At 71.2% G+C, this 24503-nt stretch carries 17 protein-coding genes and 1 riboswitch; of the genes, 5 read left to right on the top strand and 12 right to left on the bottom strand.

Features of this window, described 5'->3' with window-relative positions; all coding sequences use genetic code 11:
• Positions 1–77: 77 nt before the first annotated feature.
• Positions 78–2633 carry an ABC transporter permease gene (locus BGP73_RS18175; RefSeq protein ID WP_069816196.1) on the top strand — a complete coding sequence of 852 codons (2556 nt, stop codon included), beginning with the start codon at positions 78–80 and terminating at the stop codon, positions 2631–2633.
• A 155-nt stretch (positions 2634–2788) separates the two neighbouring features.
• Here the strand turns inward: BGP73_RS18175 and BGP73_RS18170 are convergent, their stop codons facing one another.
• Positions 2789–4165, bottom strand: coding sequence for an SAM-dependent methyltransferase (locus BGP73_RS18170; protein WP_069816340.1), 1377 nt, complete (start codon positions 4163–4165; stop codon positions 2789–2791).
• A gap of 225 nt (positions 4166–4390) precedes the next feature.
• On the bottom strand, positions 4391–5788 hold the full coding sequence (locus BGP73_RS18165) for an NAD(P)/FAD-dependent oxidoreductase (protein WP_079127640.1): 1398 nt from the start codon (positions 5786–5788) through the stop codon (positions 4391–4393).
• Positions 5789–6212: 424 nt separating this feature from the next.
• On the opposite strand from BGP73_RS18165, the gene BGP73_RS22275 reads away from it, so the two are divergent.
• Positions 6213–6383, top strand: a complete 171-nt coding sequence (locus BGP73_RS22275) for a type II toxin-antitoxin system RelE family toxin (protein ID WP_079127655.1) — start codon at positions 6213–6215, stop codon at positions 6381–6383.
• Positions 6384–6420: 37 nt separating this feature from the next.
• On the opposite strand, the gene BGP73_RS18155 is transcribed toward BGP73_RS22275, so the two are convergent.
• From BGP73_RS18155 to BGP73_RS18110, 10 genes are all read right to left on the bottom strand, one after another.
• A complete protein-coding gene (locus tag BGP73_RS18155; protein ID WP_069816190.1) occupies positions 6421–7374 on the bottom strand; it encodes a Ppx/GppA phosphatase family protein in 954 nt (317 codons plus the stop codon).
• A complete protein-coding gene (locus BGP73_RS18150) occupies positions 7371–7958 on the bottom strand; it encodes a DUF501 domain-containing protein (RefSeq protein WP_069816188.1) in 588 nt (195 codons plus the stop codon). The genes BGP73_RS18155 and BGP73_RS18150 overlap by 4 nt, the downstream gene beginning before the upstream one ends.
• Positions 7959–7972: 14 nt before the next feature.
• Positions 7973–8431: an FtsB family cell division protein gene (locus tag BGP73_RS18145; RefSeq protein ID WP_079127639.1), complete on the bottom strand. Its 459-nt coding sequence runs from the start codon at positions 8429–8431 to the stop codon at positions 7973–7975.
• 97 nt (positions 8432–8528) lie between these two features.
• Positions 8529–9815, bottom strand: coding sequence for a phosphopyruvate hydratase (eno, locus tag BGP73_RS18140; RefSeq protein ID WP_170837872.1), 1287 nt, complete (start codon positions 9813–9815; stop codon positions 8529–8531).
• A 406-nt stretch (positions 9816–10221) separates the two neighbouring features.
• Positions 10222–10869, bottom strand: a complete 648-nt coding sequence (locus tag BGP73_RS18135; protein ID WP_069816186.1) for a LysM peptidoglycan-binding domain-containing protein — start codon at positions 10867–10869, stop codon at positions 10222–10224.
• Between the two features lie 2 nt (positions 10870–10871).
• Positions 10872–11081, bottom strand: a riboswitch (cyclic di-AMP (ydaO/yuaA leader).
• 478 nt (positions 11082–11559) lie between these two features.
• Positions 11560–12513, bottom strand: coding sequence for a LysM peptidoglycan-binding domain-containing protein (locus BGP73_RS18130; RefSeq protein WP_069816184.1), 954 nt, complete (start codon positions 12511–12513; stop codon positions 11560–11562).
• A gap of 145 nt (positions 12514–12658) precedes the next feature.
• Positions 12659–13912, bottom strand: a complete 1254-nt coding sequence (locus tag BGP73_RS18125) for a cytochrome P450 family protein (protein WP_069816183.1) — start codon at positions 13910–13912, stop codon at positions 12659–12661.
• A 548-nt stretch (positions 13913–14460) separates the two neighbouring features.
• The gene (locus BGP73_RS18120; RefSeq protein ID WP_069816181.1) at positions 14461–14904 is read right to left on the bottom strand and encodes a DUF6479 family protein; all 444 of its coding nucleotides are present in this window, start codon (positions 14902–14904) and stop codon (positions 14461–14463) included.
• Positions 14905–14932: 28 nt separating this feature from the next.
• On the bottom strand, positions 14933–15931 hold the full coding sequence (locus tag BGP73_RS18115; protein WP_069816179.1) for a nucleoside triphosphate pyrophosphohydrolase: 999 nt from the start codon (positions 15929–15931) through the stop codon (positions 14933–14935).
• A gap of 94 nt (positions 15932–16025) precedes the next feature.
• Positions 16026–16703: a SurA N-terminal domain-containing protein gene (locus tag BGP73_RS18110; RefSeq protein ID WP_079127638.1), complete on the bottom strand. Its 678-nt coding sequence runs from the start codon at positions 16701–16703 to the stop codon at positions 16026–16028.
• Between the two features lie 371 nt (positions 16704–17074).
• Between BGP73_RS18110 and BGP73_RS18105 the strand changes: the two genes are divergently transcribed.
• From BGP73_RS18105 to mfd, 3 genes are all read left to right on the top strand, one after another.
• Positions 17075–17863 (top strand): ABC transporter ATP-binding protein, encoded by a 789-nt coding sequence (locus BGP73_RS18105; protein WP_069816177.1) that lies wholly within the window; start codon positions 17075–17077, stop codon positions 17861–17863.
• Positions 17860–20433: an ABC transporter permease gene (locus tag BGP73_RS18100; protein WP_069816175.1), complete on the top strand. Its 2574-nt coding sequence runs from the start codon at positions 17860–17862 to the stop codon at positions 20431–20433. The genes BGP73_RS18105 and BGP73_RS18100 overlap by 4 nt, the downstream gene beginning before the upstream one ends.
• 508 nt (positions 20434–20941) lie before the next feature.
• Positions 20942–24484: a transcription-repair coupling factor gene (gene mfd / locus BGP73_RS18095; protein WP_069816174.1), complete on the top strand. Its 3543-nt coding sequence runs from the start codon at positions 20942–20944 to the stop codon at positions 24482–24484.
• Positions 24485–24503 lie beyond the last annotated feature (19 nt).

Raw genomic sequence — 24503 nt, 5'->3', positions numbered from 1 at the left:
GCCCCGGACCCCCCGCCACCGGCCGCCCTTCGCGTCCAGGGACGGCCGCCCGATCTCTCCCCAGGACTGACAACACCATGTTCCGCACCGCCTTGCGCAATGTCCTCGCGCACAAGGCCCGGCTGCTGATGACCGTGCTCGCCGTGATGCTCGGCGTCGCCTTCGTCTCCGGCACCCTGGTCTTCACCGACACCGTCGGCCAAGCCTTCCAGAACAAGTCCGCCCAGAGCTTCGAGAACGTCTCGGTGGCCGTCCGGCACCAGGCCGGCTCGCCCGCGCCCGTCAACCAGCAGGAGGACGACGACTCCGGCGTCAAGCCGAAGCTGACCGACGCCCTGCTGAAGCGGATCGCCGACCTCCCCGGCGCCGAGTCCGCCACCGGTTCGGTCTCCGGGTTCACCGCCCTCGCCGACAAGCAGGGCAAACTCGTCGGCCAGGGATGGGACACCCAGGGCGGGAACCACTACCCGGGACCGGACGGCCGCGACCTCCGCTACACCTTCACCGAGGGCAAGGCGCCCACCGCCGACGACGAGGTGGCGATCGACAGCCGCACCGCGGAGCGCACCGGCTACCGGGTGGGTGACACGGTCCGGCTGTCGGTGGACGGCCCGGTACGGCAGCCGGAGGTCAGCGGGGTCTTCGACACCGACGACGGCTACGTCGCGGCAGGCGGAAGCCTGGTCCTCTTCGACAACCAGACCGCGCGCAAACTGCTGGGCAAGACAACCGAGTACGACGAGATCACCGTCAAGGCCGCCCCCGGCACCTCGGAGGCCCGGCTCAAGGCGGCCATCGAGGAGATCCTGCCGGCCGAGACCCAGGCCGTCACCGGGAAGGTGCTCGCCGACGAGCAGGCCGAGATGATCACCGAACAGACCAGCCAGATGGCGACGCTGCTGCTCTACTTCGCCGCCATCGCGCTCTTCGTCGGCATCTTCATCATCGCCAACACCTTCACCATGCTGATCTCCCAGCGCACCAGGGAGTTGGCGCTGCTGCGCGCCATCGGAGCCACCCGGCGCCAGGTGACCCGGTCGGTGCTGCTCGAGGCCTTCCTGGTGGGCCTGGCGGCGGCGGTGCTGGGCTTCCTGCTCGGCATCGGCATCGCGGTCGGCCTCCGGTCACTCGTCGGTGCCACCGGCGCCACTCTTCCGGACGGGCCGCTGGTCATCGCCCCGTCGACCGGGCTGTACGCGCTCGCCATCGGAGTGCTGGTGACGATGCTCTCCGCGTGGCTGCCCGGCCGCCGGGCCGCCAAGGTGCCGCCGGTGGCCGCGATGAACAGCGTGCACGCCACCCCCACCACCCGCAGCCTGGTGGTACGCAACACCATCGGCTCCCTCATCACCGCGCTCGGCGCCGCCCTGGTCTTCCTGGGAGCCTCCACCGAGAGCGACGGTAAGCCGTACATGGCGGGCGGGGCCGGCCTGATGCTGGTGGGAGTGATCGTGCTCACCCCGCTCATCTCCCGTCCGGTCATCGCGGCCACCGCGCCCCTGCTGGACCGGTTCGGGGTAGCCGGCAGACTCGCCCGGAAGAACGCGCTCCGCAATCCTCGCCGGACGGCCTCCACCGCCGCCGCGCTGATGATCGGCCTCACTCTGATCACCGCCATGACGGTGGTGGCCACCTCGGTGCAGGGAGCGATCAACAGGATGGCCGTCGGGCTGCTGAAGTCCGACTACTCGATCAGCATGGCCAACTACACCGGCCTCAGCCCCGAGGTGCGGGAGAAGCTGGACGAGCTTCCCGAGGTGGCCGCCAGCTCTCCCTGGCGCGACGCCTACGGCGAGATCGACGGCTCCTACTCGCGCATCACCGGGGTCGACCCGGCGAGCATCGGCGAACTGCTCAACCTGGACTTCGAAAGCGGGTCGTTCGCCGGTCTGGAGGACGGACGCTCGGCGGTGCTCGACCACGAGAGCGCCGAGGAGGCCGGACTGAAGACCGGCGACACCTTCTCCTACACCTTCCAGGACGGCCGCTCGGAGAAGCTCTCGGTGGCCGGTGTCTTCACCGGCAACCAGATGGTCTGGGGGATCCTCGCCCCCACCAAGGTGATCGACCCCCACCTGGACAGCGTCAGTGACGCCCAGGTGCTGGTGAAGATGGTGGACGGCCCGTCCGCCGAGGCCGAGGAGACGATAGTCGATGCGCTGGGGAAGAACCCGGCGATCAAGGTCCAGGACAAGAACGCCATCAGCGACGAGGTCGGACAGATGATCAACCTCATGCTCAACATGCTCTACGGGCTGCTGGCGATGGCCGTGCTGATCGCCGTGCTGGGGGTGGTGAACACACTGGCCATGTCGGTCTTCGAGCGGAAGCACGAGATCGGGATGTTGCGGGCGATCGGGCTGGACCGGAAGAAGGTCAAGCGGATGGTCCGGCTGGAGTCGGTGGTCATCTCGCTGTTCGGCGCGGCGCTCGGAGTCGGCCTGGGCATCTTCCTCGCCTGGGCGGCCGGCACGGCCATCGGCGCATCGCTGGAGACCTACTCACTCGCCATCCCCTACGAGCGGATCGGAGTGTTCCTGGGACTGGCCGCTCTGGTCGGTGTGCTGGCCGCGGTCTGGCCGGCCAGGCGTGCCGCCAAGCTGAACATGCTGGAGTCGATCAAGGCGGAGTAGCTCCGCCGTCCCCACCGGCCCCGGGCCGGCCGTCCCGGATCCTCCCTCCGGGACGGCCGGCCCGGCCGTCGTCTGCTGGGGGACGCCCGGCCGCCGTTCAGCCGGAGCCGCCCGGGCCGCTCCCCTCGGAGCGATGGGGCGGCCGAGGCTGCCGCTCAGCCCTCCGGTGCCGCGGCCCACTCACGGGCGCGCAGCGGGAGGCCGGAGCGCCCGTCCTCGGGGGTGCGCACGGCGAGGATCTGGTTGACACCGATGCGGTTCCGTTCGAAGGCGAGTGCGGAGGCGGCCATGTACAGCAGCCAGACCCTGGCCCTCCCGGGCGAGGTGCGGCGGACCGCCTCCGGCCAGTGCTCCTCCAGATTCGCCACCCAGCGGCGCAGCGTCAGGGCGTAGTGCTCGCGGAGCGCCTCGACGTCCCGCACCTCGAACCCCGCCTCCTCCAGCAGCGCGGCGGTCCGGCCGACCGGCGCCAACTCGCCGTCGGGGAAGACGTAGGCGTTGATGAACTCGTCGACGCGGTAGGCGTCCTCGTCCTGCACGGGGCGGCGGGCGATCTGGTGGTTGAGCAGCCGTCCGCCCGGCCGCAGCAGCCGGTACAGGCCGGTGGCGTAGTCGCGGTAGGCGACGGAGCCGACGTGTTCGGCCATGCCGATGGAGGAGACGGCGTCGTAGGGCCCGTCCGCCACCTCCCGGTAGTCCTGGACGCGCACCTCCACCCGGTCGGTGAGTCCGGCCGCGGCGAGCCGCTTGCGAGCGTAGACGGCCTGCTCTCTCGAGAGCGTGACCCCGACGGCGCTGACCCCGTACTCACGCACCGCGTGCAGCAGCATCGAGCCCCAGCCGCAGCCGACGTCCAGCAGCCGCTGGCCGGGCCGGAGCGCCAGCTTCCGGCAGATCAGATCGAGCTTGGCCCGCTGGGCCGTCTCCAGATCCGCGGTCTCCTCCCAGTAGGCACAGGAGTAGACCATCGAGGGGCCGAGGACGAGTTCGTAGAAGCGGTTGCCGACGTCGTAGTGGTGGCTGATCGCGGCCCGGTCCCGGCGCAGGCTGTGCACCACGCCCCCGCTGCGGCGGGCCTCCTCCGGAGGCGGCGGGGGAGGCAGCCCGGGGCCGGCCAGGGACACCAGCTCCCGGAAGCCGGAGCGCAGGGCGGGATCGCGGACGGCCGCAGCGTTCCTGGCCAGACGCCGGCCGCGGCGGCGGACAGCCGCGGCCGGCGAGCGGCCGGTCCCCTCGGGCGCGGCGGAGGCTCCGGGGTGGGCCGGGCGTTCCCAGATCAACCCGGCGAGCAGGTCCAAGGCCTCGTAGAGGTCGCCCTCGATCGACAGGTCGCCGGCGACCCACGCCCGGGCCAGTCCCAGCTCTCCGGGCCGCCAGAGGAGCCGCCGCAGGGCACGCCGGTTGCGCACCACCAGGACCGGCGCACCCGGCGGCCCGTGCTCGGTGCCGTCCCAGGCCCGGACCCGCAGGGGCAGCGGACTTCCGAGCAGGTCCTGGGCGAGAGCGGTGAGCCGCGAAGCGGCGTCGGCCATGTCGTACACCTCCGTGGTGGCAGTTGCGACGGCGCGACGGTTGAGTGCCATCCCCAGAGGGATACCGATCAGCGGAGCAAAACACTCCTCTTCACTCGTAAGGGAAGAGCAAAAGGCGCATAATCCGCGAAGCCCGGGCTCACGGCACCAGGCCGGGAAAGCGCCCGAGGGGGCGCCCGCACCACGGTTGGCGGGCGCCCCCTCGGGCTCTGCTGCCGGTCGAGGTCAGGCCCCGGCCCTCTCCCTCTGCTGGGAGGCGTTGCCTGCGCCGACGGGCACAGCGGTGGCACCGGCCGCGGCCACCGGGCGGGCGGCCTCGTAGAACTCCTCGCGGGGGTTCTCCATCGCACCGAGGGAGACCACCTCGCGCTTGAGGAAGGTGGCGAGGGTCCAGTCCGCCAGAACGCGGATCTTCCGGTTCCAGGTCGGCACCGCCATGCCGTGGTACCCACGGTGGAAGTACCAGGCGAGCCGCCCCCTGATCCTGATCTTGGCCTTGCCGACCACGATCATGGCGACGCCCTTGTGCAGGCCGAGTCCCGCGACGGCGCCCTTGTTGGCGTGCCGGTAAGTCCGCTGCGGGAAGCCGCGCAGGGCGGAGATCACGTTGTCTCCGAGGACCTTCGCCTGCCGCAGCGCGTGCTGGGCGTTCGGCGGGCACCATGCGCCCTCACCACTGGCGAGGTCGGGTACCTGGGCGTTGTCGCCGGCGGCCCAGACGTGGTCGCTGCCGCGCACCTGGAGCGTCTCGGTGGTGTCGATGTGGCCCTTGGGGCCGAGCGGCAGTCCGAAGCGGGCGAGCGCCGGGTTCGGCTTGACGCCGGCCGTCCAGACGATGGTGTTGGCGTCCACCTCGAGGCCGTTCTTCAGCACCACGTGGCCGTCGACGCAGGACTCCATCGAGGTGCTGAGGTAGACCTCGACGCCGCGCTTCTTCAGGTGTTCGAGCCCCCAGGCGCCCAGTTCGGGTCCGACCTCGGGGAGGATCCGGTCCGCTGCGTCGACGAGGACGAACCGCATGTCCTCGCGCCTGACGCTCGGGTAGTACTTGGCGGCGTCCCGGGCCATGTCCTCGACCTCGCCGATGGTCTCCGCACCGGCGAAGCCACCGCCGACGAAGACGAAGGTCAGGGCCTTGCGGCGGATCTCCTCATCCATGGTCGAGTCAGCCTTGTCGAGCTGCTCGAGCACGTGGTTCCGGAGACCGATGGCCTCCTCGACGCCCTTCATTCCGATGCCGTTCTCGGCCAGGCCCGGGATGGGGAAGGTGCGGGACACCGCTCCCATCGCGACCACCAGGTAGTCGAACGGGATCTCGTAGGCCGCGCCCACCAGCGGAGTGACCGTGGCCACCCGGCTGTCCTGGTCGATCGCGGTGACCCGGCCGGTGAGCACCTCGGCCTTCGGCAGCACCCGGCGCAGCGGGACGACGACGTGGCGGGGGGAGATGCTGCCCGCGGCAGCTTCGGGAAGGAAGGGCTGGTACGTCATGTACGAGCGCGGGTCGACGACCGTGACGGTCGCCTCGCCGTACCGCATCTTCTGCAGTATGCGACGCGCCGCATACAGGCCGACGTACCCGCCGCCTACTACGAGGATCCGAGGACGCTCCGTGGTGCTCATGATTCGAGTATCCAGCACTCGGATGGGGGGTGCTCGTGCAGCCCTTCACAAGACCGCCTCGCAGATCTGCTATAGTGCGCGGTTTCTTTCACGCGGCACGGTCCGCCCGCAGCCCTCTCCCGGCACCGAAGGGGAGCCAACACCGCCGGGCGGACGTTGACACCCGCTCTGGCCTGCACTTGTCTCCCCATCCTCCAGCCCGGCCGGCATTCCGCGGGCTCCGCCGCCCGTCCGCGGACCGACTCTGGAAGCACCTCCGAAGGGGCCGATCGAGGCCGTTCCGCCCCCGCCCGGCCAAGAGATGCCTCCAGTCGGGCCGGTTTTCATGTGAAGAGATTCACAAAGCTTTTTTCCTCACCCGGCCCCGCCCGCCGGAACCCCTCGCGAGACCGCGTCCCCCGGGCACCGGAGAGCACGTCCGCACCTGGGCCGGCCCCACCACCGAGCCCCGGGCGGTGGCGAGGTCACCGGCCCGTCGGGCCTCTACGGGCTCCGGGTCGGGAGCTACCGGGTCGCCTACCAGATCGACAACGGACAACTCCTCGTCCTCGTCGTCAAAGTGGGCGACCAGCGGGACGTCTACCGCGACCTGTGACGCCCCGCCCGGCACCCCCGCCGCCTGCCACCGCTCCTCAACGCACCTCGCTCGCCGCGTGATGAGCAATGCCGTCGAGGATGTCGTGTTCGCTGGCGACCACCTCGCGGGCGCCGGACCGTTCCATCACGGCCAGCAGCACCAGGGCCCCGGCGCCGATCACATCGACCCGACCCGGGTGCATCACCGGGATCTCCGCCCGCTGGGCGTGGGTGGAGCGCAGCAGTCCCTCGGTGACCTCGCGCACCTGCTGGAGGCTGATCCGCGCATGGTGGATCCGCTCCGGCCGGTAGGAGTCGAGCCCGAGGGCCATGGCGGCGACGGTGGTGACCGAGCCGGCCAGTCCGACGAGGGTGCGGGACTCTCCGAGTGGGACGGTCTCCTGGGCGAGGTCAAGGGCGGCGTCCGCGTCCGCCCTTATCGCGGCGATCTGCGCGGCCGTGGTCGGGTCCGCCACCACCCGGCCGTCGCGGAGGAGGTGACGCTCGGTCAGCCGGACGCAGCCCACGTTGGTGGAGCGTGCCGCCCGCACCCGCTCGTCGCCCAGCACGAACTCGGTGGAGCCGCCGCCGATGTCGACCACGAGGTACGGCCGCTCCAGACCGCTGCCGGCGAGCTCCGCGGTGGCTCCGGTGAAGGAGAGCTGGGCCTCCTCGTCCCCGCTGATCACCTCCGGCTCGACCCCGAGGATGTCCACGACACCGCGCACGAAGTCATCGCGGTTCTCGGCGTCCCGGGAGGCCGAGGTGGCGACGAAGCGGACGCGCTCAGCGCCGAGTTCACCGATGATCCGGGCGTAATCCCGGCAGGCCGCGAAGGTGCGTTCCAGCGCCTCGGGGGCGAGCCTGCCGGTGCGGTCCACCCCCTGCCCGAGCCGGACGATGGTCATCCTCCGGTCCAGTTCGGTCAGCCGGCCGTCACCCGGGTCGACATCGGCGACCAGCAGCCGGATGGAGTTGGTGCCGCAGTCGACGGCCGCCACCCGGGTCATTCGGCGCCCTCGTCCGCACCGGCGGCCGCCCGGCCGTTCCCGGGCTGCCCGTGGTCGGCGCCGGGGTGGTCGCACGGCGCGACGCAGGGCCCCTTCCGCCACCACTGCGGGAGCATCGCGACGGCCTCGTCGCCCAGCGGGTTGACTCCCGGCCCGGCGGCCAGCGAATGCCCCACCAGGACGTGCAGGCACTTCACCCGGTCGGGCATCCCGCCGGCGCTGGGGAAGCCCTGGAGCACCTCCACCGCGTCCCGCCGCTTGATGTAGTCCTCGTGGGCGGCGCGGTACGCGGCCGCCAGAGCGGGATCCTCCGCGAGCCGGGCGGTCATCTCCTTCATCACCCCGTCGGCCTCCAGCGTGCCGATCGCCGAGGCCGCACGCGGGCAGGTCAGGTAGTAGAGCGTCGGGAAGGGAGTGCCGTCCTCCAACCGCGGAGCGGTTTCGACGACGTCCGGCTGCCCGCAGGGGCAGCGGTGGGCGACGGCCCGCAGCCCCCTGGGGGTGCGGCCGAGCTGCTCCCGCACCGCCGCGGTGTCGCAGGGGGAGGGCGCGGTGTGTGCGGTCTTCGGAGGAGGGGTGTCCATGCCTACGGGTCTCTTCAGTCGTTTCGGTTCGGGCGCGCCGGGTCGGGGCCGGGCTGGGTGCCGTCCTCGCGGTCGGGGCTGAGCAGGGTGTAGCCGATCTCCCCGGGACGCACGTAGTGCAGGTGCTCGCGGGCCTGGCGTTCGACGTAGGCCGGGTCCTGCCAGCGGAGCTTCTCGTCCCTCAGCTTCTCGACCGCCTTGCCCGTCTCCTCGGCCTGCCGTTCCAGCCTGGCGATCTCCGCGCGTTGGGAGATCCACTGCCGCATCGGATAGGCGAGGGCCACCACGAGCGAGCACACGACGAGGGCGAGGAGCGCGGCCCTTCCGGTGAGCCGGCCGCGACGCGGGGTCCGCCGCCGGGTGCTGGCCCGGTAGACGCGCGCGGCGGCCTCCTCACCGAAGGCCCTGAGCCGGGTGGCGGTGGAGAAGCCCGAACCGCCCCGGAGGGCGCTTCCGCCGCGCTCACCGGCCACGCCGCCTCCCTCGTCACTGCGCCAGTAGTCCCCGGCAACGGTACGGGACCGCAGCCGGGGACGGGCACCAGACGGGGCGCGAGAGGTGGCCGGGCGGCTACTTGCCGAAGCGCGGGAACGCGGAACGGCCCGCGTACACCGCGGCGTCGTCGAGGATCTCCTCGATCCGCAGCAGCTGGTTGTACTTGGCGACCCGCTCGGAGCGCGCCGGCGCACCGCTCTTGATCTGACCGCAGTTGGTGGCGACGGCCAGGTCGGCGATGGTGACGTCCTCGGTCTCGCCGGAGCGGTGGGACATCATGCACTTGAAGCCGTTGCGCTGGGCCAGCTCGACGGCGTCGAGGGTCTCGGTGAGCGAGCCGATCTGGTTGACCTTGACGAGCAGGGCGTTGGCGGTGTCGCTGTCGATGCCGCGGGCGAGCCGCTCCGGGTTGGTGACGAAGAGGTCGTCGCCGACGATCTGGATCCGCTCGCCGAGCCGCTGGGTGAGTTCCCACCAGCCGTCCCAGTCCTCCTCGTTCAGCGGGTCCTCGATGGAGACCAGCGGGTAGGCGTCGACCAGCTCGGCGTAGTAGGAGGTCATCTCCTCGGCGGTGAACTGCTTGCCTTCGAAGAGGTAGCCGCCGTCCTTGTAGAACTCGGTGGCGGCGACGTCGAGCGCGAGGGCGATGTCCTGACCGGGCACGTAGCCGGCCTTCTGGATCGCCTCGACGATCAGGTCCAGCGCCTCCCGGTTGGAGTTGAGGTTCGGCGCGAAGCCGCCCTCGTCGCCCAGCCCGGTGGACAGCCCGCGCTCCTTCAGCACGCCCTTGAGGGTGTGGTAGGCCTCCGCGCCCCAGCGCAGGGCCTCGGAGAAGGACTCGGCGCCGATCGGGGCGATCATGAACTCCTGGATGTCCACGTTGGAGTCGGCGTGCGATCCGCCGTTCAGGATGTTCATCATCGGCACCGGCAGCTGGTGGGCGTTGGGGCCGCCCAGGTAGCGGAAGAGCGGCAGGTCCGAGGCCTCCGAGGCGGCGTGCGCGACGGCCAGCGAGACGCCGAGGATGGCGTTGGCGCCGAGCGAGGACTTGTCCGGGGTGGCGTCGAGATCGAACATCGCCTGGTCGATCAGCCGCTGCTCGGTGGCGTCGTAGCCGACCAGCTCCGGGCCGATCTGCTCGATCACTGCGAGCACGGCCTTCTCCACACCCTTGCCGCCGTAGCGGCCCTTGTCCCCGTCCCGGAGCTCCAGGGCCTCGAACGCCCCGGTGGAGGCGCCGGACGGCACGGCGGCGCGGCCGGTGCTGCCATCGTCGAGGCCGACCTCGACCTCGACCGTGGGATTGCCTCGGGAGTCGAGGATTTCCCGGGCTACGACGACGTCGATGGACGGCACGAGCATCTCCTTCTGGGATGTGACGCTGGACCGCAGAATCCGGTGGCTCTGCGGGGACTGTGCGGGATGAGCCTATCCGCCCGGCCGGTTCGCCCTGCCGACCGGCTGGACGCTGGGAGCGAAAGGACGCCTCCGAAGGCTGTCCCGGAAACCCCCGGCGATCCGGCGAGGCGCCGTGGCCCACCGGGGATCACGTCCCTCAGCCCAGGATGGTGGCCCCGGAGCGGCCGCCGGAACGGCGCGTGGTGGCGGAGCTGTCCCTTCCCCGCGCGCCGGTCACCTCGGCGTCCGCCCGTGAGCCGGCACTCTCCGCTCCGTCGGCTCCCGCTTCGGGGGGCCGACGGAGGCGCAGCGGTGCCGTTCGCTCCGCACTGCGGGCCGGGCTCGGAGGGCGGGCCGGCCCGGCCCTGTCCTAACCCAGCCGCAGCTGCTGTCCCGGGAAGATCATGTTGGCGTCGTCCAGGAGCTCCTTGTTGAGCCGGTAGAGCTGCTGCCAGCCGCCCTCGACCCCGTACGCCTCCGCGATCTCGGAGAGCGTGTCGCCGGTCCTGACCGTGTGGTGGGTCGCCGTGTGGTCGGCGTCCTGCGGCTGCTCCGAGCCGCCCTGGGACAGGTGCTCCCAGGGGTCGGGGCTGACGTTCGGGGAGCCGTCGCCCTCGGGGTCGATCCGCGGCTCCGGACCGTCCGCGCTCAGGCCACCGGCCTGGGCACAGCTCCAGGCGCCGGGGCCCTGCATCTCCAGCAGCCGCTCGGCGACGGAGATCTGCTGGTCCTTGGTGGCGAGGTCGGCGCGCGGCGCGTAGCGGGTGCCGCCGGCCGCGACCCAGCTGGACTGGGCGAACTGGAGGCCGCCGTAGTAGCCGTTCCCCGTGTTGATCTTCCAGTTCCCACTGGACTCGCACTGGGCGACGGCGTCCCAGGTGTCCACGGAGGCCGCCGATGCCGACGAACCGGCGCCGATCAGCGGAATGGCCACCACGCTGCCGGTGACACCGGCACGCGCGGCGAAACGAGAGGGTTTGGGAGGGCGGCGGTGCTTGCCCGTACCGGATAGCAGCATGGTGGTCTCCTCACCGACGCCTGCGAGGTGAGCTGTCGGGTTCGGGCTGTGAGTCGCCCTGCCGAGTGCTCACGCACTGGGCTTCACCCCTAGCCGAAACGGTCCCTGCTGGCGGCCCGTACGGCGGCTTACCTGGGTCCCCCGCTCCTGCCTGCGGCGCTTACGCGACGGATGTTCCTCCGATCACCGGCAGGATTCGGCGTGTGTGATCGGCGGTGCCCGCAAGGGCGAGCGGTAAAGACGTTAAGCACACCGGCATTGAAGCCCCAACGACCGACATACCCCCGCACTTGGCGTGAAATCTTACGTCTCATCACATCTTCGCAGGTAGATGCGGAAACCAGCCCGGTCTGCCGAGAAACCTCAGTTCATCCGAACGGTTCATCGCGCGCCGTGCGTGGGACCGCCGTTCCGGCCCCGGGCGGCGAGCCGCTCAGCTCCGCACCGACCAGCCTCGGCGGTACCGGTGACGGTCCGCCAGGCATGATGATCCGGCCTCCTGGTGACGACCCGCGCGCGGCGGCGAGTCGGTCGCTGAGGGGCGCCACATCGGCTTCGACCCGGGCGGAGAAGCACCGGCGGTACGACGGTGCTCCACCGTCTCGCAGCTGCGCCGAGAGCCGGCCGAACGCGGTGAGTCGCGGGCGCTCGAAGTGGCGGGCCGACTGGGTGCGGGGCGAACCCTCGCGGTCAGCGGAGGACTTCGCCCAGGTCCAGGTTCTGCCCCGGCAGGATCAGATCCGGATCGCCTCCGACCAAGGACCTGTTCACCTCGTACAGCTCCGACCAGCCGCCGGGCAGCGCATGCTCGGCCGCGATCGCCGACAGGCTGTCACCCGGCCGGACGGTGTAGTCCTGCTCGTCCGGGGCCGCATCAGCCGACCCGCCGTCACCAGCGCCCGCACCACCGGTTTCCGCAGCCCCGCCGGTCTCCGCGCCTGCGTCCGGGTCACCGGCGTCGGGAGCCTCGGGGCTCGGGGACCCGGGATCCGGGCTTTCGGAGTCCGGATTTCCGGAGCTGGGGGACTCGGCGTCGCCCGAGTCACCCTCGTCGGCGGGCTGCCCGCGGTGCTTACCGGTGCCCGGCTCGGCACTGGGCGTCCCTTCACCGGTGGAGCCGGGCGACGCCGTCTTTCCGGAGCCGGCCTCGCCGTCATCGCCGGCCGGTTCACCCGCCTCCTCGGACGGCTCGGCGGCCTCCCCGGAGGAACCGGACCCGACCGGCAGGCCCGCCGCGAGGTTTCCGGGGTCCACCTCCGGCACGATGCCGTCCTGGTCGAGCCCGGAGTTCACGGCACAGCTCGGCCAGGCGTCCGGCCCCTCTGCGGCGAGTACCTTCTCGGCGATGACGATCTGCTGGGCGCGGCTGGCGAGATCGGCGCGCGGAGCGTAGTCGAGGCCTCCGTACTTCTCCCAGACGCTCTGCGGGAACTGCAGCCCGCCGTAGTAGCCGTTACCCGTGTCGGCGCTCCACACCCCACCGCTCTCGCACTCGGCGACCGTGTCCCAGGTGGTGCTGGACGCCGCGTCAGCGCTGGTCACTCCCAGCAGCGGAAGAGCGATCCCCGCTCCGGTCACCCCTGCGGTGACGAAGACAGCCGGAGCCTGACGGGGGCGGCGGTGCCGACCGTTCCCGGAGAGCATGCGTTTTCGCCTTTCGAGAGACCGATGACGCCTGTCTGAGTCGAGTCGTCGGTAGAAGGTAATGAAACCTCCGAGGCATCACAAGTCGATGTAGTGGAGATCACGCACAGGTCACACGGCGATGTCGGTCAACTCATCGGGCTGGTCACGGGGTTGCCGGACAGAATGCCACCGGAAGCGTGCGCAGTCCGCGCATGATGAGCCCACCACGCCAGCGGAGTTCCTCCGGGTCCGCGTCCACCCGAAGGTCGGGCAGTCGGCGCAGCAGCGTGGCGATGGCCACCTGCCCCTCCAGCCGGGCCAGCGGGGCGCCGAGGCAGTAGTGGATGCCGTGCCCGTAACCGAGGTGCTGGTTGTCGCGGCGGGCGAGGTCCAGGGTGTCCGGCTGCTCGAACCGCTCCGGGTCCCGGTCCGCGGCCGCGAGCACCACCAGGACCGGCTCGCCCACCCCGATCCGCTGGCCGCCGAGTTCGAGCGGTTCGGTGGCGAAGCGCCAGGTGGCCAACTCCACCGGGCCGTCGTATCGCAGCAGTTCCTCCACGGCGCTCTCCAGAAGGGCGCTCTCCCCCGCGGCCAACGACTCCTGGAGCCGCTGCCGTTGGTCCGGGTTGCGCAGCAGCGCGTAACTCCCGTTGCCGATGAGGTTGACGGTGGTCTCGAAACCGGCGAACAGCAGGATGAAGGCCATCGCGGCCGCCTCGCCCTCCGTCAGGTGCTCACCGTGGTCACTGCTGCGGATCAGACCGGAGATGAGGTCGTCGCCGAGATCGGCGCGCTTGCGGTGGATCAGGTCGGTCAGATATTCGCGCATCTTCCGCACCGAACGGGCCACGCCGCCGCGAGAACCGCCGCCGTGACGGATCATCATCCCCGCCCAGTCCCGGAAGTCGTCCTGGTCCTCCCCTGGGACCCCGAGCAGGTCGCAGATGGCGTAGATGGGCAGCGGAAAGGCGAACTCGTGGATCAGGTCCGCCGTCCCCCGGGCCGCGAAACCGTCGATGAGGCCGTCGGCCAACTCCTGCACCCGGGGGGCGAACTCGGCCACGCGGCGGGGGGTGAACGCCTTCGAGACCAGCCGGCGGAGCCGGGTGTGGTCCGGCGGATCGATGTTCAGCAGGTGCGTCATCAGATCGGCGCCGCGCTCGCCGGGGATCCCGACCTTGCCCTTGGCGTGGGCGGCCTCGCTGTGGTGCGCGGGGTTCTTGGAGAGCCTGGCGTCCGCGAGGGCCTGCCTGGCGTCGGAGTACCGGGTCACCAGCCAGGCCTCGACACCGCTCGGGAGGACCGTGCGGTGCACCGGGCTGTGCTCTCGCAGCCAGGCGTAGGTCGGATAGGGGTCGGTGGCGAACTGCCAGGTGAAGAGGGCGGGCGGGGTGCGGGGGCACGACTGCGGAGACACCTGAGCACCGTATCCGGGGCGGTCGTTCTGGTGGTCGGGCGGTGCGGGGTGGGTGGTGCGGGGGTGCGGGGTGGGTGGTGCGGGCTCGTCGGTGGGTGGTGCGGGGGTGGGTCCTGCGCGGGTGGGGGTGCCGCGACCGTCTATTTACGGGGCCGTGCGGCTGAGCCTATCCACCTCAGGTCATTGAGCCCCGCAAATACACGGCAGCGTCTCGGCACCCCCACCCACTCCGGCCCCACCCCCTCCCGCCGGCGCCGACCTCACGGTCAGTTTTCGTGACCGGGCTGGCCTCCGCCCCTCCCGCCGGCGCCGACCTCACGGTCAGTTTTCGTGACCGGGCTGGCCTCCGCCCCTCCCGCCGGCGCCGACCTCGCGGTCAGTTTTCGTGACGGGGCTGGCCTCCGCCCCTCCCGTTGGCAGCTACCTTTCCGTCGTCTGGCGACCACCGGGTCGCCTCTGACCCTGCGGTCACCTTCTCGCCTTCGGGTTCCCCTGCCGGTCGACCCTCCGGTCATGGGGTGTGGGCTACGGGCTCTTCCAGGGGCTGGTCAGCCGGTGCCGTGACTGCTGCCGCCGCGGTGCCATTTGGGGCGCTCGGGCGGGGGGCCCTCGGAGCGGGAGTCGTGGCCTTCCTCTTCTTCCGGGATCTCCTCGGTGCGGCCGAACTCGTAGGGCATGTGGCGCCTGCCGTTGGGGTGCATCTCGTGGGAGTGCATCTTCGGCGGCTCGGTGATCTCTCCCTCACCCTCCGCCTCCTGGTGCCCGGGGCCGTGGTCCGGCGGGGTGGTGTGCCCGTACTCGTCCCGGGTCTGCCAGGAGCCGGCCCGCTTCTGCGGCTCGCGCCGCGGCAGGGGCTCACGGCTCCTGATCCGCCGGCCGTAGGCCACCGCGCCGATCAGCGCGGCCACGATCAGGATGCCCAGGATGAAGGGGGCGATGCCGATCAGCAGGGACCGTTCCGCCGCGAAGGTTTCCCAGCTCAGCTCGTACATGGCCGCCGGGTACCCGTGGTCGGTCCGGTCAATCGGAGCGCTCGGACTCCCGGATGGCGTCCCGATAGGCGCGGGCGGTGGCGCGCAGCGCCGCCTCCGGATCGACCCCGCTCCGCTCCGCCCGTATCGCCAGTTCCAGCAGGTCCCGGCCCACGCCCTCGTCCGCTTCCACCGGCGGCGGGACGTCCAGGCCCGCGGTGCGCGCCCGCCCCGCGAGTTTCGCGGCGAGCGCCAGCGCCGGCTGCCTGAGGGGAACGCCCTCCGTCACCGACTCGCGCCGCTTCTCCTCGGCCTTGGTCCGGAGCCAGTGCTCCCTGACCTCCTCGGCCGTGTCGGCGCTCTCCTCGCCGAAGACGTGCGGGTGGCGGCGGATGAGCTTGTCCACGATGGCGCCGGCCACGTCGTCGACGGAGAACGGCTCCTCCGGGTCCTCCTCCGCGATCCTGGCGTGGAAGACCACCTGGAGCAGAACGTCCCCCAGTTCCTCGCAGAGCGCCCTGCGGTCCCCCTCCTCGACCGCCTCGGCGAGTTCGTACACCTCTTCGAGTGCGTAGCGGATGAGGCTCTCGCTGGTCTGGGTGCTGCTCCAGGGACACTCGGCGCGGATGGTGTCCATGACCTGCACGAGGTCGATCAGCCGGGCACCGGGCAGGTCGTAGGAGGCGGGCAGCAGCTCCAGCTCCGGCATCGAGACCCTGCCGGATCCGGCGAGTCGGGCGAGCCCGTCGGTGAGTGGGCCGCCGCCCGTTCCGGCGGCGAGGACCACCACCGTGCGGCCTTCGGAGCCGGTGGCGGCGCAGTCGGCCACCAGCTGCTCGGCGGAGGGGTCCGCCTCCTCGACCTGGACGCCGGCCTCCCGCAGGTAGGGGAGCTGGGGGTGGTCGGGGTCGGCGCAGACCACCCGGTCGGCGCCGTGCAGCAGCTGCCAGGCGGGCCAGGAGAGCAGTCCCGGAGCGACCCGGTGGCTGGTGGTGAGCAGCACGATGCGGCCGGACGGTGGCACCTGGGCCGTGGCGGAGGCATTCACGGGTCGAACGTAACCCAGACCGCCGGCGCGTGGTGAAAAGTACGGAGTCCGCACTACCGGGTAGTGCGGACTCCGATTCGGGAGGAGCGGAGCCTCAGGCTTCTTCCCGCTCCGCGTCGTCCTTCTTCACCCAGGGCTGCTCGATGTTGCCGAGCTGCACCTGCTCGTTGTCCCAGGCGCCGTAGCGGGGGTTGACCTCGATGGCCAGTTTCTTCGAGGTCTGCTGGACGGTGGCGATGACCTTCGCCTGTCCGCTCTGGGTCCGGCCGTCGACGCCGAGCGCCGTGGTCAGCTTCTCCATGAGCACCTGGTTGCGGATCGTCTGGTCCACCTGGTTGGGGGCGATGGAGTACTGCTGGAGCCAGATCTGGCGGAGCCGCTTGGCACCGCCCGCGCCTCGCTCCGCCAGTTCCCTGCTCTCCTCGACGTCGGCGCGGGTGACGGTCACGCCGGCGTCCTCGGCGGCCTGCTCCAGCACCCGGTTGAAGATCATGCTGTGCAGGGTTGCCCGGTTGAGCTGGCCGGTCCCCTTCATCAGCTGCTCGGACTGGTCACTGGCGCGCTGGGCGTCGCGGATGTCCTGCACCTGGGCCTGGAGTTCGGAGACGGCGATCCGCTCACCGCCGACCACGGCCGCGGCCCCGCTCTGCGAAGCGCCTTCGCCACCGCAGGCCGTGAGGAGCGGCGAGGCGAGGAGCACCGCGGCGGCGGTGAGCCCGATCCCCCGACTCTTGGTGGCGAACGGAGGAAGTCCCCCGGTGGAACGCGGCATCTGAAGCCTCCTGGCGAGCAATTTCTGCGGCGGTGCATCGACCAATCGTTGATCGATGTTAGGGACTAGGCGGGATCGTAGCTACTGGTTCCGCCAAGACTTCGGGCGGCCGGGATCAGGTGCATGCCAGGAGCAGCCCTTAGGGGACCTTCCGCACGGGCCCCCACCCGGGGTTCGTACCACCGGATGAGGGGAGCGGGCCGACCGTTTCCGTAGGCTTGTGGCATCGAAAGCGCCGGCTGGCCTCCCGGGGGGGAAGGCCGGCTTCACCGACAACGCCGTACCGCGCGCCGTTCGGTAGCGCTCTGCGGAAAACCAGCAGGCTGGGTATCGGGCTGTCGGCCCCGGACTTCTGTATGAGGAGAAATAGCGTGACAACGGCTGTGCAAGCGCCCAAGGCCGGGGGGAGTGATGGACATGCGGCCATCGCCGCTCGGGCCCGTCAGGTGGTCAAGGCCTACGGCTCGGGCGAGACCAGGGTCATGGCGCTCGACGGCGTCGACGTGGACATCGCCCGCGGTCGGTTCACCGCGATCATGGGACCGTCCGGTTCGGGCAAGTCCACCCTGATGCACTGCCTCGCCGGGCTCGACAGCGTCACCTCGGGCGAGATATTCATCGACGAGACCGAGATCACCGGGCTGCGGGAGAAGAAGCTCACCCAGCTCCGCCGGGACCGGATCGGGTTCATCTTCCAGGCGTTCAACCTGCTGCCCACCCTGAACGCCCTGGAGAACATCACCCTCCCGATGGACATCGCCGGCCGCAAGCCCGACCAGGCCTGGCTCGACCAGGTGGTGGACACGGTCGGCCTCTCCGGCCGCCTCAAGCACCGCCCCACCGAACTCTCCGGCGGCCAGCAGCAGCGCGTCGCCGTCGCCCGCGCCCTGGCGGCCCGACCCGAGATCATCTTCGGTGACGAGCCGACCGGGAACCTCGACTCCCGGGCCGGCGCCGAGGTGCTCGGCTTCCTCCGCCGGTCCGTGGACGAACTGGGTCAGACCATCGTCATGGTCACCCACGACCCGGTGGCCGCCGGCTACGCCGACCGCGTCGTCTTCCTCGCCGACGGCCGCATCGTCGACGAGATGTACGAGCCCAGCGCCGAGACCGTGCTGGACCGGATGAAGGCCTTCGACGCTCGCGGGAGAGTCTCGTGACCATCTTCAGGACCTCGGTGCGCAACTTCCTGGCGCACAAGGGGCGGATGGCGCTCTCCGCGATCGCGGTGGTGCTGTCGGTGGCCTTCGTCTGCGGCACGCTGGTGTTCACGGACACCATGAACACCACCTTCGACAAGCTGTTCGCCGACACCGCCGCCGATGTCACGGTCTCCCCGAAGCAGGCCAAGGGCGGCGAGGAGGTACCGGCGACCGGCAAGCCGGAGACCGTCCCCGCCTCCGCCGTGACCGAACTGCGCGGCACCGCGGGGGTGCAGCGCGCCGTCGGCATGGCCGAGAGCATGGGCGTCACCATCGTCGACGGGGACAACAACAACCTGAGCCCGTCCACCGGTGCTCCGACCATCGCCGGCAACTGGAACAGCGAGTCGGCGAAGTCGATGGACATCACCTCGGGCCGCGCTCCTCGCAGCGCCGGCGAGGTGATGCTGGACGCCGACACGGCCGAGAAGCATCACCTGAAGGTGGGCGACAAGCTCCGCACCATCGCCGTGACCGGCGACTGGACCGCCAGGATCTCCGGCATCGCCGCCTTCCAGACCACCAACCCGGGCGCCGCGATCGTCTTCTTCGACACCGCGACCGCCCAGCAGAAGCTGCTCGGCTCCGCCGACGCGTACTCCAGCATCGCGCTCACCGCCGAGCAGGGCGTCAGCCACGAGCAGCTGAAGAAGAGCGTGAGCGAGGCGCTGGGCGACGACTACAAGGTGGCCACCGCCGCCGAGACCTCCGCCGAGAACCAGAACGACATCGGCTCCTTCCTCGATGTGCTGAAGTACGCGCTGCTCGGCTTCGCCGGCATCGCCCTGCTGGTCGGCATATTCCTGATCGTCAACACCTTCTCCATGCTGGTGGCCCAGCGGACCCGGGAGATCGGGCTGATGCGGGCCATCGGCTCCAGCCGCCGGCAGGTGAACCGCTCGGTGCTCATCGAGGCGCTGCTGCTGGGGATCGTCGGGTCGGTCGTCGGTGTCGGCCTGGGCGTGGGCCTGGCCGTGGGGCTGATGAAGCTCATGGGGCAGGCCGGCATGAAGCTCAGCACGGCCGACCTGACCATCAAGGCGACCACCCCGGTCGTCGGGCTGGCGCTCGGCATCGTGGTCACGGTGGTCGCCGCCTACCTGCCCGCCCGCCGGGCCGGCAAGATCTCGCCGATGGCCGCGCTCCGGGACACCGGGGTGCCGGCCCGCAGCAGGACCGGCCGGCTCAGGGCCGTGCTCGGGGCGCTGCTGACCCTCGCGGGTGCGGCCGGGCTGGTGGCCGCCGGCCGGGCCGACGAGGCCGCTGAGGGCTCGCAGTACCTGGCGCTCGGCATCCTGCTCAGCCTCATCGGGTTCGTGGCCCTCGGCCCGCTGCTCGCCGGCTTCGTGGTGCGGGTGCTCAGCGCCGTGCTGCTGCGGGTGTTCGGCTCGGTCGGCCGCCTGGCGGAGCGGAACGCGCTGCGCAACCCGCGTCGTACCGGCGCCACCGGAGCGGCGCTGATGATCGGCCTCGCGCTGGTCGCCAGCCTGTCGGTCGTGGGGTCCTCCATGGTCGCCTCGGCCACCGAGGAACTCGACCGGACGGTCGGCGCCGACTTCATCGTCCAGTCGGACTCCTTCCAACCGATCAACCCGCAGGTGGAGCAGAAGATCCGGGAGACGCCCGGTCTGGAGCGGGTCACCGACTACAAGTGGGTGGACGTCACGCTGACCACCCCGGACGGCTGGTCCGCGAAGGAGCACCTGACCGCCGCCAGCCCTTCGTACGCCGAGGACGTCCGGGTGGAGACGGTCGAGGGCAAGCTGTCGGACGCCTACCAGAAGGACGGCATCTCCGTCGACGAGGGCTTCGCGAAGAAGCACGGCCTCGCCCTCGGGGACCGGATCGGGGTCGCCTTCACCGGCGGCCAGACCGCCCAGCTCCGGGTCAAGGCGATCACTCCGGACGACCGGAACGTCGACCGGGGCTCGATGTACACGAGCATCGAGACCGTCCGGCAGTACCTGCCGGCCGACCGGATGCCGCTGAACGTACTGATGTTCGCCAAGGCCGAGGACGGCAAGTCCGAGCAGGCCTTCGCCGCGCTGAAGTCGCAGCTCGCGGAGTACCCGCAGTACCAGGCGCGGGACCAGGTCGAGTACAAGGAACTGCTGCAGGACCAGATCGGCCAGCTTCTCAACATGGTCTACGGTCTGCTCGCCCTGGCGATCATCGTGGCCGTCCTGGGCGTGGTGAACACCCTGGCGCTCTCCGTGGTGGAGCGCACCCGGGAGATCGGCCTGATGCGGGCCATCGGTCTGTCCCGTCGCCAGCTGCGCCGCATGATCCGGTTGGAGTCGGTGGTCATCGCCCTCTTCGGCGCCCTGCTCGGTCTCGGCCTGGGGATGGGCTGGGGCACGGCGGCCCAGCGGCTGCTGGCCCTGGAGGGCCTGGAGGTGCTGGACATCCCCTGGCCGACGATCATCGCGGTCTTCGCCGGCTCCGCGGTGGTCGGCCTGGTGGCCGCGCTGGTGCCGGCGTACCGAGCAGGCCGGATGAACGTGCTGAACGCCATCGCCACCGAGTGAGTTCCGTACACCCCGCCGCCCCTGTCCGCTGAGCGGACGGGGGCGGCGCCGTGGAAGCAACGGCAGCGGGCGCTGAAGGCCGGAAGGGCCACAGCCAGACCAGCAGAGACACGGCAACCCCCGACCGGCAACGGGAGGGGTCGGCCAGACCGAAGGACAGGGCGGCTGCTGACTGCCAGCGGGAGGGGTGGGGCCGGAGTGGGTGGGGGTGCCGAGACGCTGCCGTGTATTTGCGGGGCTCGACGCCCCGAGGTTGATCAGCTCCGCCGCAGGGCCCCGTAAATAGACGGTCGCGGCACCCCCACCCACTCCGGCCCCCGCCCCCGCACCGACCAGCGCCCCCGCACCCCCAGACCGCGCGCGACGTATTCTGGATTCCAGTGCCACGACCGGCGCGGCTGAGACCGCCGGCCGGGCGCTTCAGGACCCGGCCGTCCGCCGTCCCGCCGCAGCGGGCGAGGACGTTGTCGGGTGGTTCGCGTTGTCACCAGGATGGATTGCCGCCCACATGAGCCTGCACGGTCTGCTCGATGTCGTCGCCGATGAGCCCGGGCTCGCCGAGGCGGTCCGAGCCGCTTCGGAGGGTAACCGTTCGCATCTCGACCTGGTGGGCCCGCCGGCCGCCCGCCCGTTCGCCGTCGCCGCCCTCGCCCGGTCCGCCGGGCGGCCGGTGCTGGCCGTCACCGCCACCGGCCGGGAGGCCGAGGACCTCGCCGAGGCGCTGCGCTCGCTGCTGCCGCCCGAGATGGTGGTGGAGTACCCGTCCTGGGAGACCCTCCCGCACGAGCGGCTCTCGCCGCGTTCGGACACCGTCGGACGGCGGCTCGCCGTCCTGCGCCGGCTGAGCCACCCGAGTCTTGAGGACCCCGACAACCCCGCCACCGGGCCGGTGAGCGTGGTGGTCGCCCCGGTGCGCGCGGTGCTCCAGCCCCAGGTGAAGGGGCTCGGCGAACTCCGACCGGTGAGTCTGGCCGGCGGGCAGAGCGCCGACCTCCAGGAGGTCGTGGAAGCGCTCGCCGCCGCGGCCTACGCCCGCGTCGAGATGGTCGAGAAGCGCGGGGACTTCGCGGTCCGCGGCGGCATCCTCGATGTCTTCCCGCCCACCGAGGAACACCCCGTCCGGGTGGAGTTCTGGGGCGACGAGGTCGAGGAGATCCGCTACTTCAAGGTGGCCGACCAGCGTTCCCTGGAAGTGGCCGAGCACGGGCTCTGGGCCCCACCGTGCCGGGAGCTGCTGCTCACCGAGGAGGTGCGGCGGCGGGCCGCGGCTCTCGCCGAGGAGCATCCCGAGTTGGGCGACCTGCTGGGCCGGATCGCCGAGGGCATCGCCGTGGACGGCATGGAGTCCCTGGCCCCGGTGCTGGTCGACGAGATGGAGCTGCTGCTCGACGTGCTGCCCCAGGGGAGCATGGCGGTGGTCTGCGATCCGGAGCGGGTGCGCACCCGGGCCGCCGACCTGGTCGCCACCAGCCAGGAGTTCCTGCACGCCTCCTGGGCGGCCAGCGCGGACGGCGGGCAGGCCCCCATCGACCTGGGCGCGGCCTCGCTGCGCGGCATCGCCGAGGTCCGGGAGCGTGCCCGGGAACTCGGCATGATGTGGTGGTCGGTCAGCCCGTTCGCCGCGGACCAGGACCTGGAGGAGGACGGCGACACCCTGACGCTCGGCCTGCGCGCCCCCGAGACCTACCGCGGCGACACCGCCCGGGCGCTCGCCGACACCAAGGGCTGGCTCTCCGACGGCTGGCGCACGGTCTACGTCACCGAGGGCCACGGCACCGCGAGCCGTACCGTCGAGGTGCTGGGCGGCGAGGGGGTCCCGGCCCGGCTCGACAGCGACCTCGGCACGCTCACCCCCTCCGTAGTGCATGTCTCCTGCGGCTCGCTGGAGCACGGCTTCGTCGCTCCGGGGCTGCGGCTCGCCGTGCTCACCGAGACCGACCTCTCGGGCCAGCGGACGGCCGGCAAGGAGATCGGCCGGATGCCGGCCCGGCGCCGCAAGACGATCGACCCGCTGACCCTGCAGACCGGTGACTTCATCGTCCACGAGCAGCACGGCGTCGGCCGCTACATCGAGATGGTGCAGCGCACGGTGCAGGGTGCGACCCGCGAGTATCTGCTGGTGGAGTACGCGCCGGCCAAGCGCGGCCAGCCCGGCGACCGGTTGTTCGTGCCGACCGACCAGTTGGAGCAGGTCACCAAGTACGTCGGCGGTGAGGCCCCGACCCTGCACCGGCTCGGCGGCGCGGACTGGACGAAGACCAAGGCGCGGGCGAAGAAGGCCGTCAAGGAGATCGCCGCTGACCTGATCAAGCTCTACTCGGCGCGGATGGCCGCCCCCGGTCACGCCTTCGCCGCCGACTCGCCCTGGCAGCGGGAGCTGGAGGACGCCTTCCCGTACGCCGAGACACCCGACCAGCTCACCACCATCGCGGAGGTGAAGGACGACATGGAGAAGTCGGTCCCGATGGACCGGCTGATCTGCGGCGACGTCGGCTACGGCAAGACCGAGATCGCCGTCCGGGCGGCGTTCAAGGCCGTCCAGGACGGCAAGCAGGTGGCCGTCCTGGTGCCCACCACGCTCCTGGTCCAGCAGCACTTCAGCACCTTCTCCGAGCGGTACGCGCAGTACCCGGTGGTGGTGAGGGCGCTCTCCCGGTTCCAGTCGGACAGCGAGGCGAAGGCGGTGTTGGAGGGGCTCCGGGAGGGCTCGGTGGACGTGGTCATCGGCACCCACCGGCTGTTCTCCTCCGAGACGAAGTTCAAGGAGCTGGGACTGGTCATCGTCGACGAGGAGCAGCGTTTCGGCGTCGAGCACAAGGAACAGCTCAAGAAGCTCCGCGCCAACGTGGACGTGCTGACCATGTCCGCCACCCCCATCCCGCGCACCCTGGAGATGGCGGTCACCGGTATCCGGGAGATGTCGACGATCACCACCCCGCCGGAGGAGCGGCACCCGGTGCTGACCTTCGTCGGCCCCTACGAGGAGAAGCAGATCGGCGCGGCCGTCCGCCGGGAGCTGCTGCGGGAGGGGCAGGTCTTCTACATCCACAACCGGGTCGAGTCGATCGAGCGTGCGGCGGCCCGGCTGCGGCAGATCGTGCCGGAGGCGCGGATCGCCATCGCGCACGGGCAGATGTCGGAGTCGGCGCTGGAACGCGTGGTGGTGGACTTCTGGGAGAAGAAGTACGACGTGCTGGTCGCCACCACGATCGTGGAGAACGGCATCGACATCTCCAACGCCAACACGCTGATCGTGGAGCGGGGCGACAACTTCGGCCTCTCCCAACTGCACCAGCTGCGCGGCCGGGTCGGCCGGGGGCGGGACCGCGGCTACGCCTACTTCCTCTACCCGCCGGAGAAGCCGCTCACCGAGACCGCCCACGAACGGCTGGCCACCATCGCCCAGCACACCGAGATGGGTGCGGGCATGTACGTGGCGATGAAGGACCTGGAGATCCGGGGCGCGGGCAACCTGCTGGGCGGCGAGCAGTCCGGCCACATCGCCGGGGTCGGCTTCGACCTGTACGTGCGGATGGTGGGCGAGGCGGTCGCCGACTACCGGGCGGCGCTGGAAGGGGAGAGCGAGGAGGAGCCGCCGCTGGAGGTGAAGATCGAACTTCCGGTGGACGCGCACATCCCGCACGACTACGCGCCGGGTGAGCGGCTGCGGCTGCAGGCCTACCGCTCGATCGCCGCGGCGGCCTCGGAGGCGGAGATCGCCGCGGTCCGGGAGGAGCTGACCGACCGCTACGGCAAGCTGCCGGAGCCGGTGGAGAACCTGCTGCTGGTGGCCGGGCTGCGGGTGCTGGCACGGTCCTGCGGCGTCACCGACATCACCCTGCAGGGCTCCAACATCCGCTTCGGCCCGGTGGAACTGCGTGAGTCCCAGGAGTTGCGGCTGAAGCGGCTGCATCCCCGGGCGGTCCTCAAGCCGGCCACCCGGCAGCTGCTGGTGCCACGTCCGGCGACGGCCAGGATCGGCGGCAAGCCTCTGGTGGGCCGGGAGCTGCTGGCGTGGACCGGCGAGTTCCTCACGACCATCGTGTCCTGATCTCCCGCCGCGGCCCGTC

Origin of the sequence: Streptomyces sp. TP-A0874, assembly GCF_001748085.1 — a bacterium.
Taxonomy (GTDB): domain Bacteria; phylum Actinomycetota; class Actinomycetes; order Streptomycetales; family Streptomycetaceae; genus Streptomyces.
The sequence above is the reverse complement of the archived record's forward strand: the minus strand, read 5'-3'. Positions and strand labels throughout refer to the sequence as shown.

What these genes read in the sequence shown, in the direction of transcription:
- BGP73_RS18150 (WP_069816188.1), bottom strand. Translation starts at nt 7,958, where the DNA reads ATGGACACCCCTCCTCCGAAGACCGCACACACCGCGCCCTCCCCCTGC.
- BGP73_RS18170 (WP_069816340.1), bottom strand. Translation starts at nt 4,165, where the DNA reads ATGGCCGACGCCGCTTCGCGGCTCACCGCTCTCGCCCAGGACCTGCTC.
- BGP73_RS18130 (WP_069816184.1), bottom strand. Translation starts at nt 12,513, where the DNA reads ATGCTCTCCGGGAACGGTCGGCACCGCCGCCCCCGTCAGGCTCCGGCT.
- BGP73_RS18135 (WP_069816186.1), bottom strand. Translation starts at nt 10,869, where the DNA reads ATGCTGCTATCCGGTACGGGCAAGCACCGCCGCCCTCCCAAACCCTCT.
- BGP73_RS18175 (WP_069816196.1), top strand. Translation starts at nt 78, where the DNA reads ATGTTCCGCACCGCCTTGCGCAATGTCCTCGCGCACAAGGCCCGGCTG.
- BGP73_RS18165 (WP_079127640.1), bottom strand. Translation starts at nt 5,788, where the DNA reads ATGAGCACCACGGAGCGTCCTCGGATCCTCGTAGTAGGCGGCGGGTAC.
- eno (WP_170837872.1), bottom strand. Translation starts at nt 9,815, where the DNA reads ATGCTCGTGCCGTCCATCGACGTCGTCGTAGCCCGGGAAATCCTCGAC.
- BGP73_RS18110 (WP_079127638.1), bottom strand. Translation starts at nt 16,703, where the DNA reads ATGCCGCGTTCCACCGGGGGACTTCCTCCGTTCGCCACCAAGAGTCGG.
- BGP73_RS18155 (WP_069816190.1), bottom strand. Translation starts at nt 7,374, where the DNA reads ATGACCCGGGTGGCGGCCGTCGACTGCGGCACCAACTCCATCCGGCTG.
- BGP73_RS18120 (WP_069816181.1), bottom strand. Translation starts at nt 14,904, where the DNA reads ATGTACGAGCTGAGCTGGGAAACCTTCGCGGCGGAACGGTCCCTGCTG.
- mfd (WP_069816174.1), top strand. Translation starts at nt 20,942, where the DNA reads ATGAGCCTGCACGGTCTGCTCGATGTCGTCGCCGATGAGCCCGGGCTC.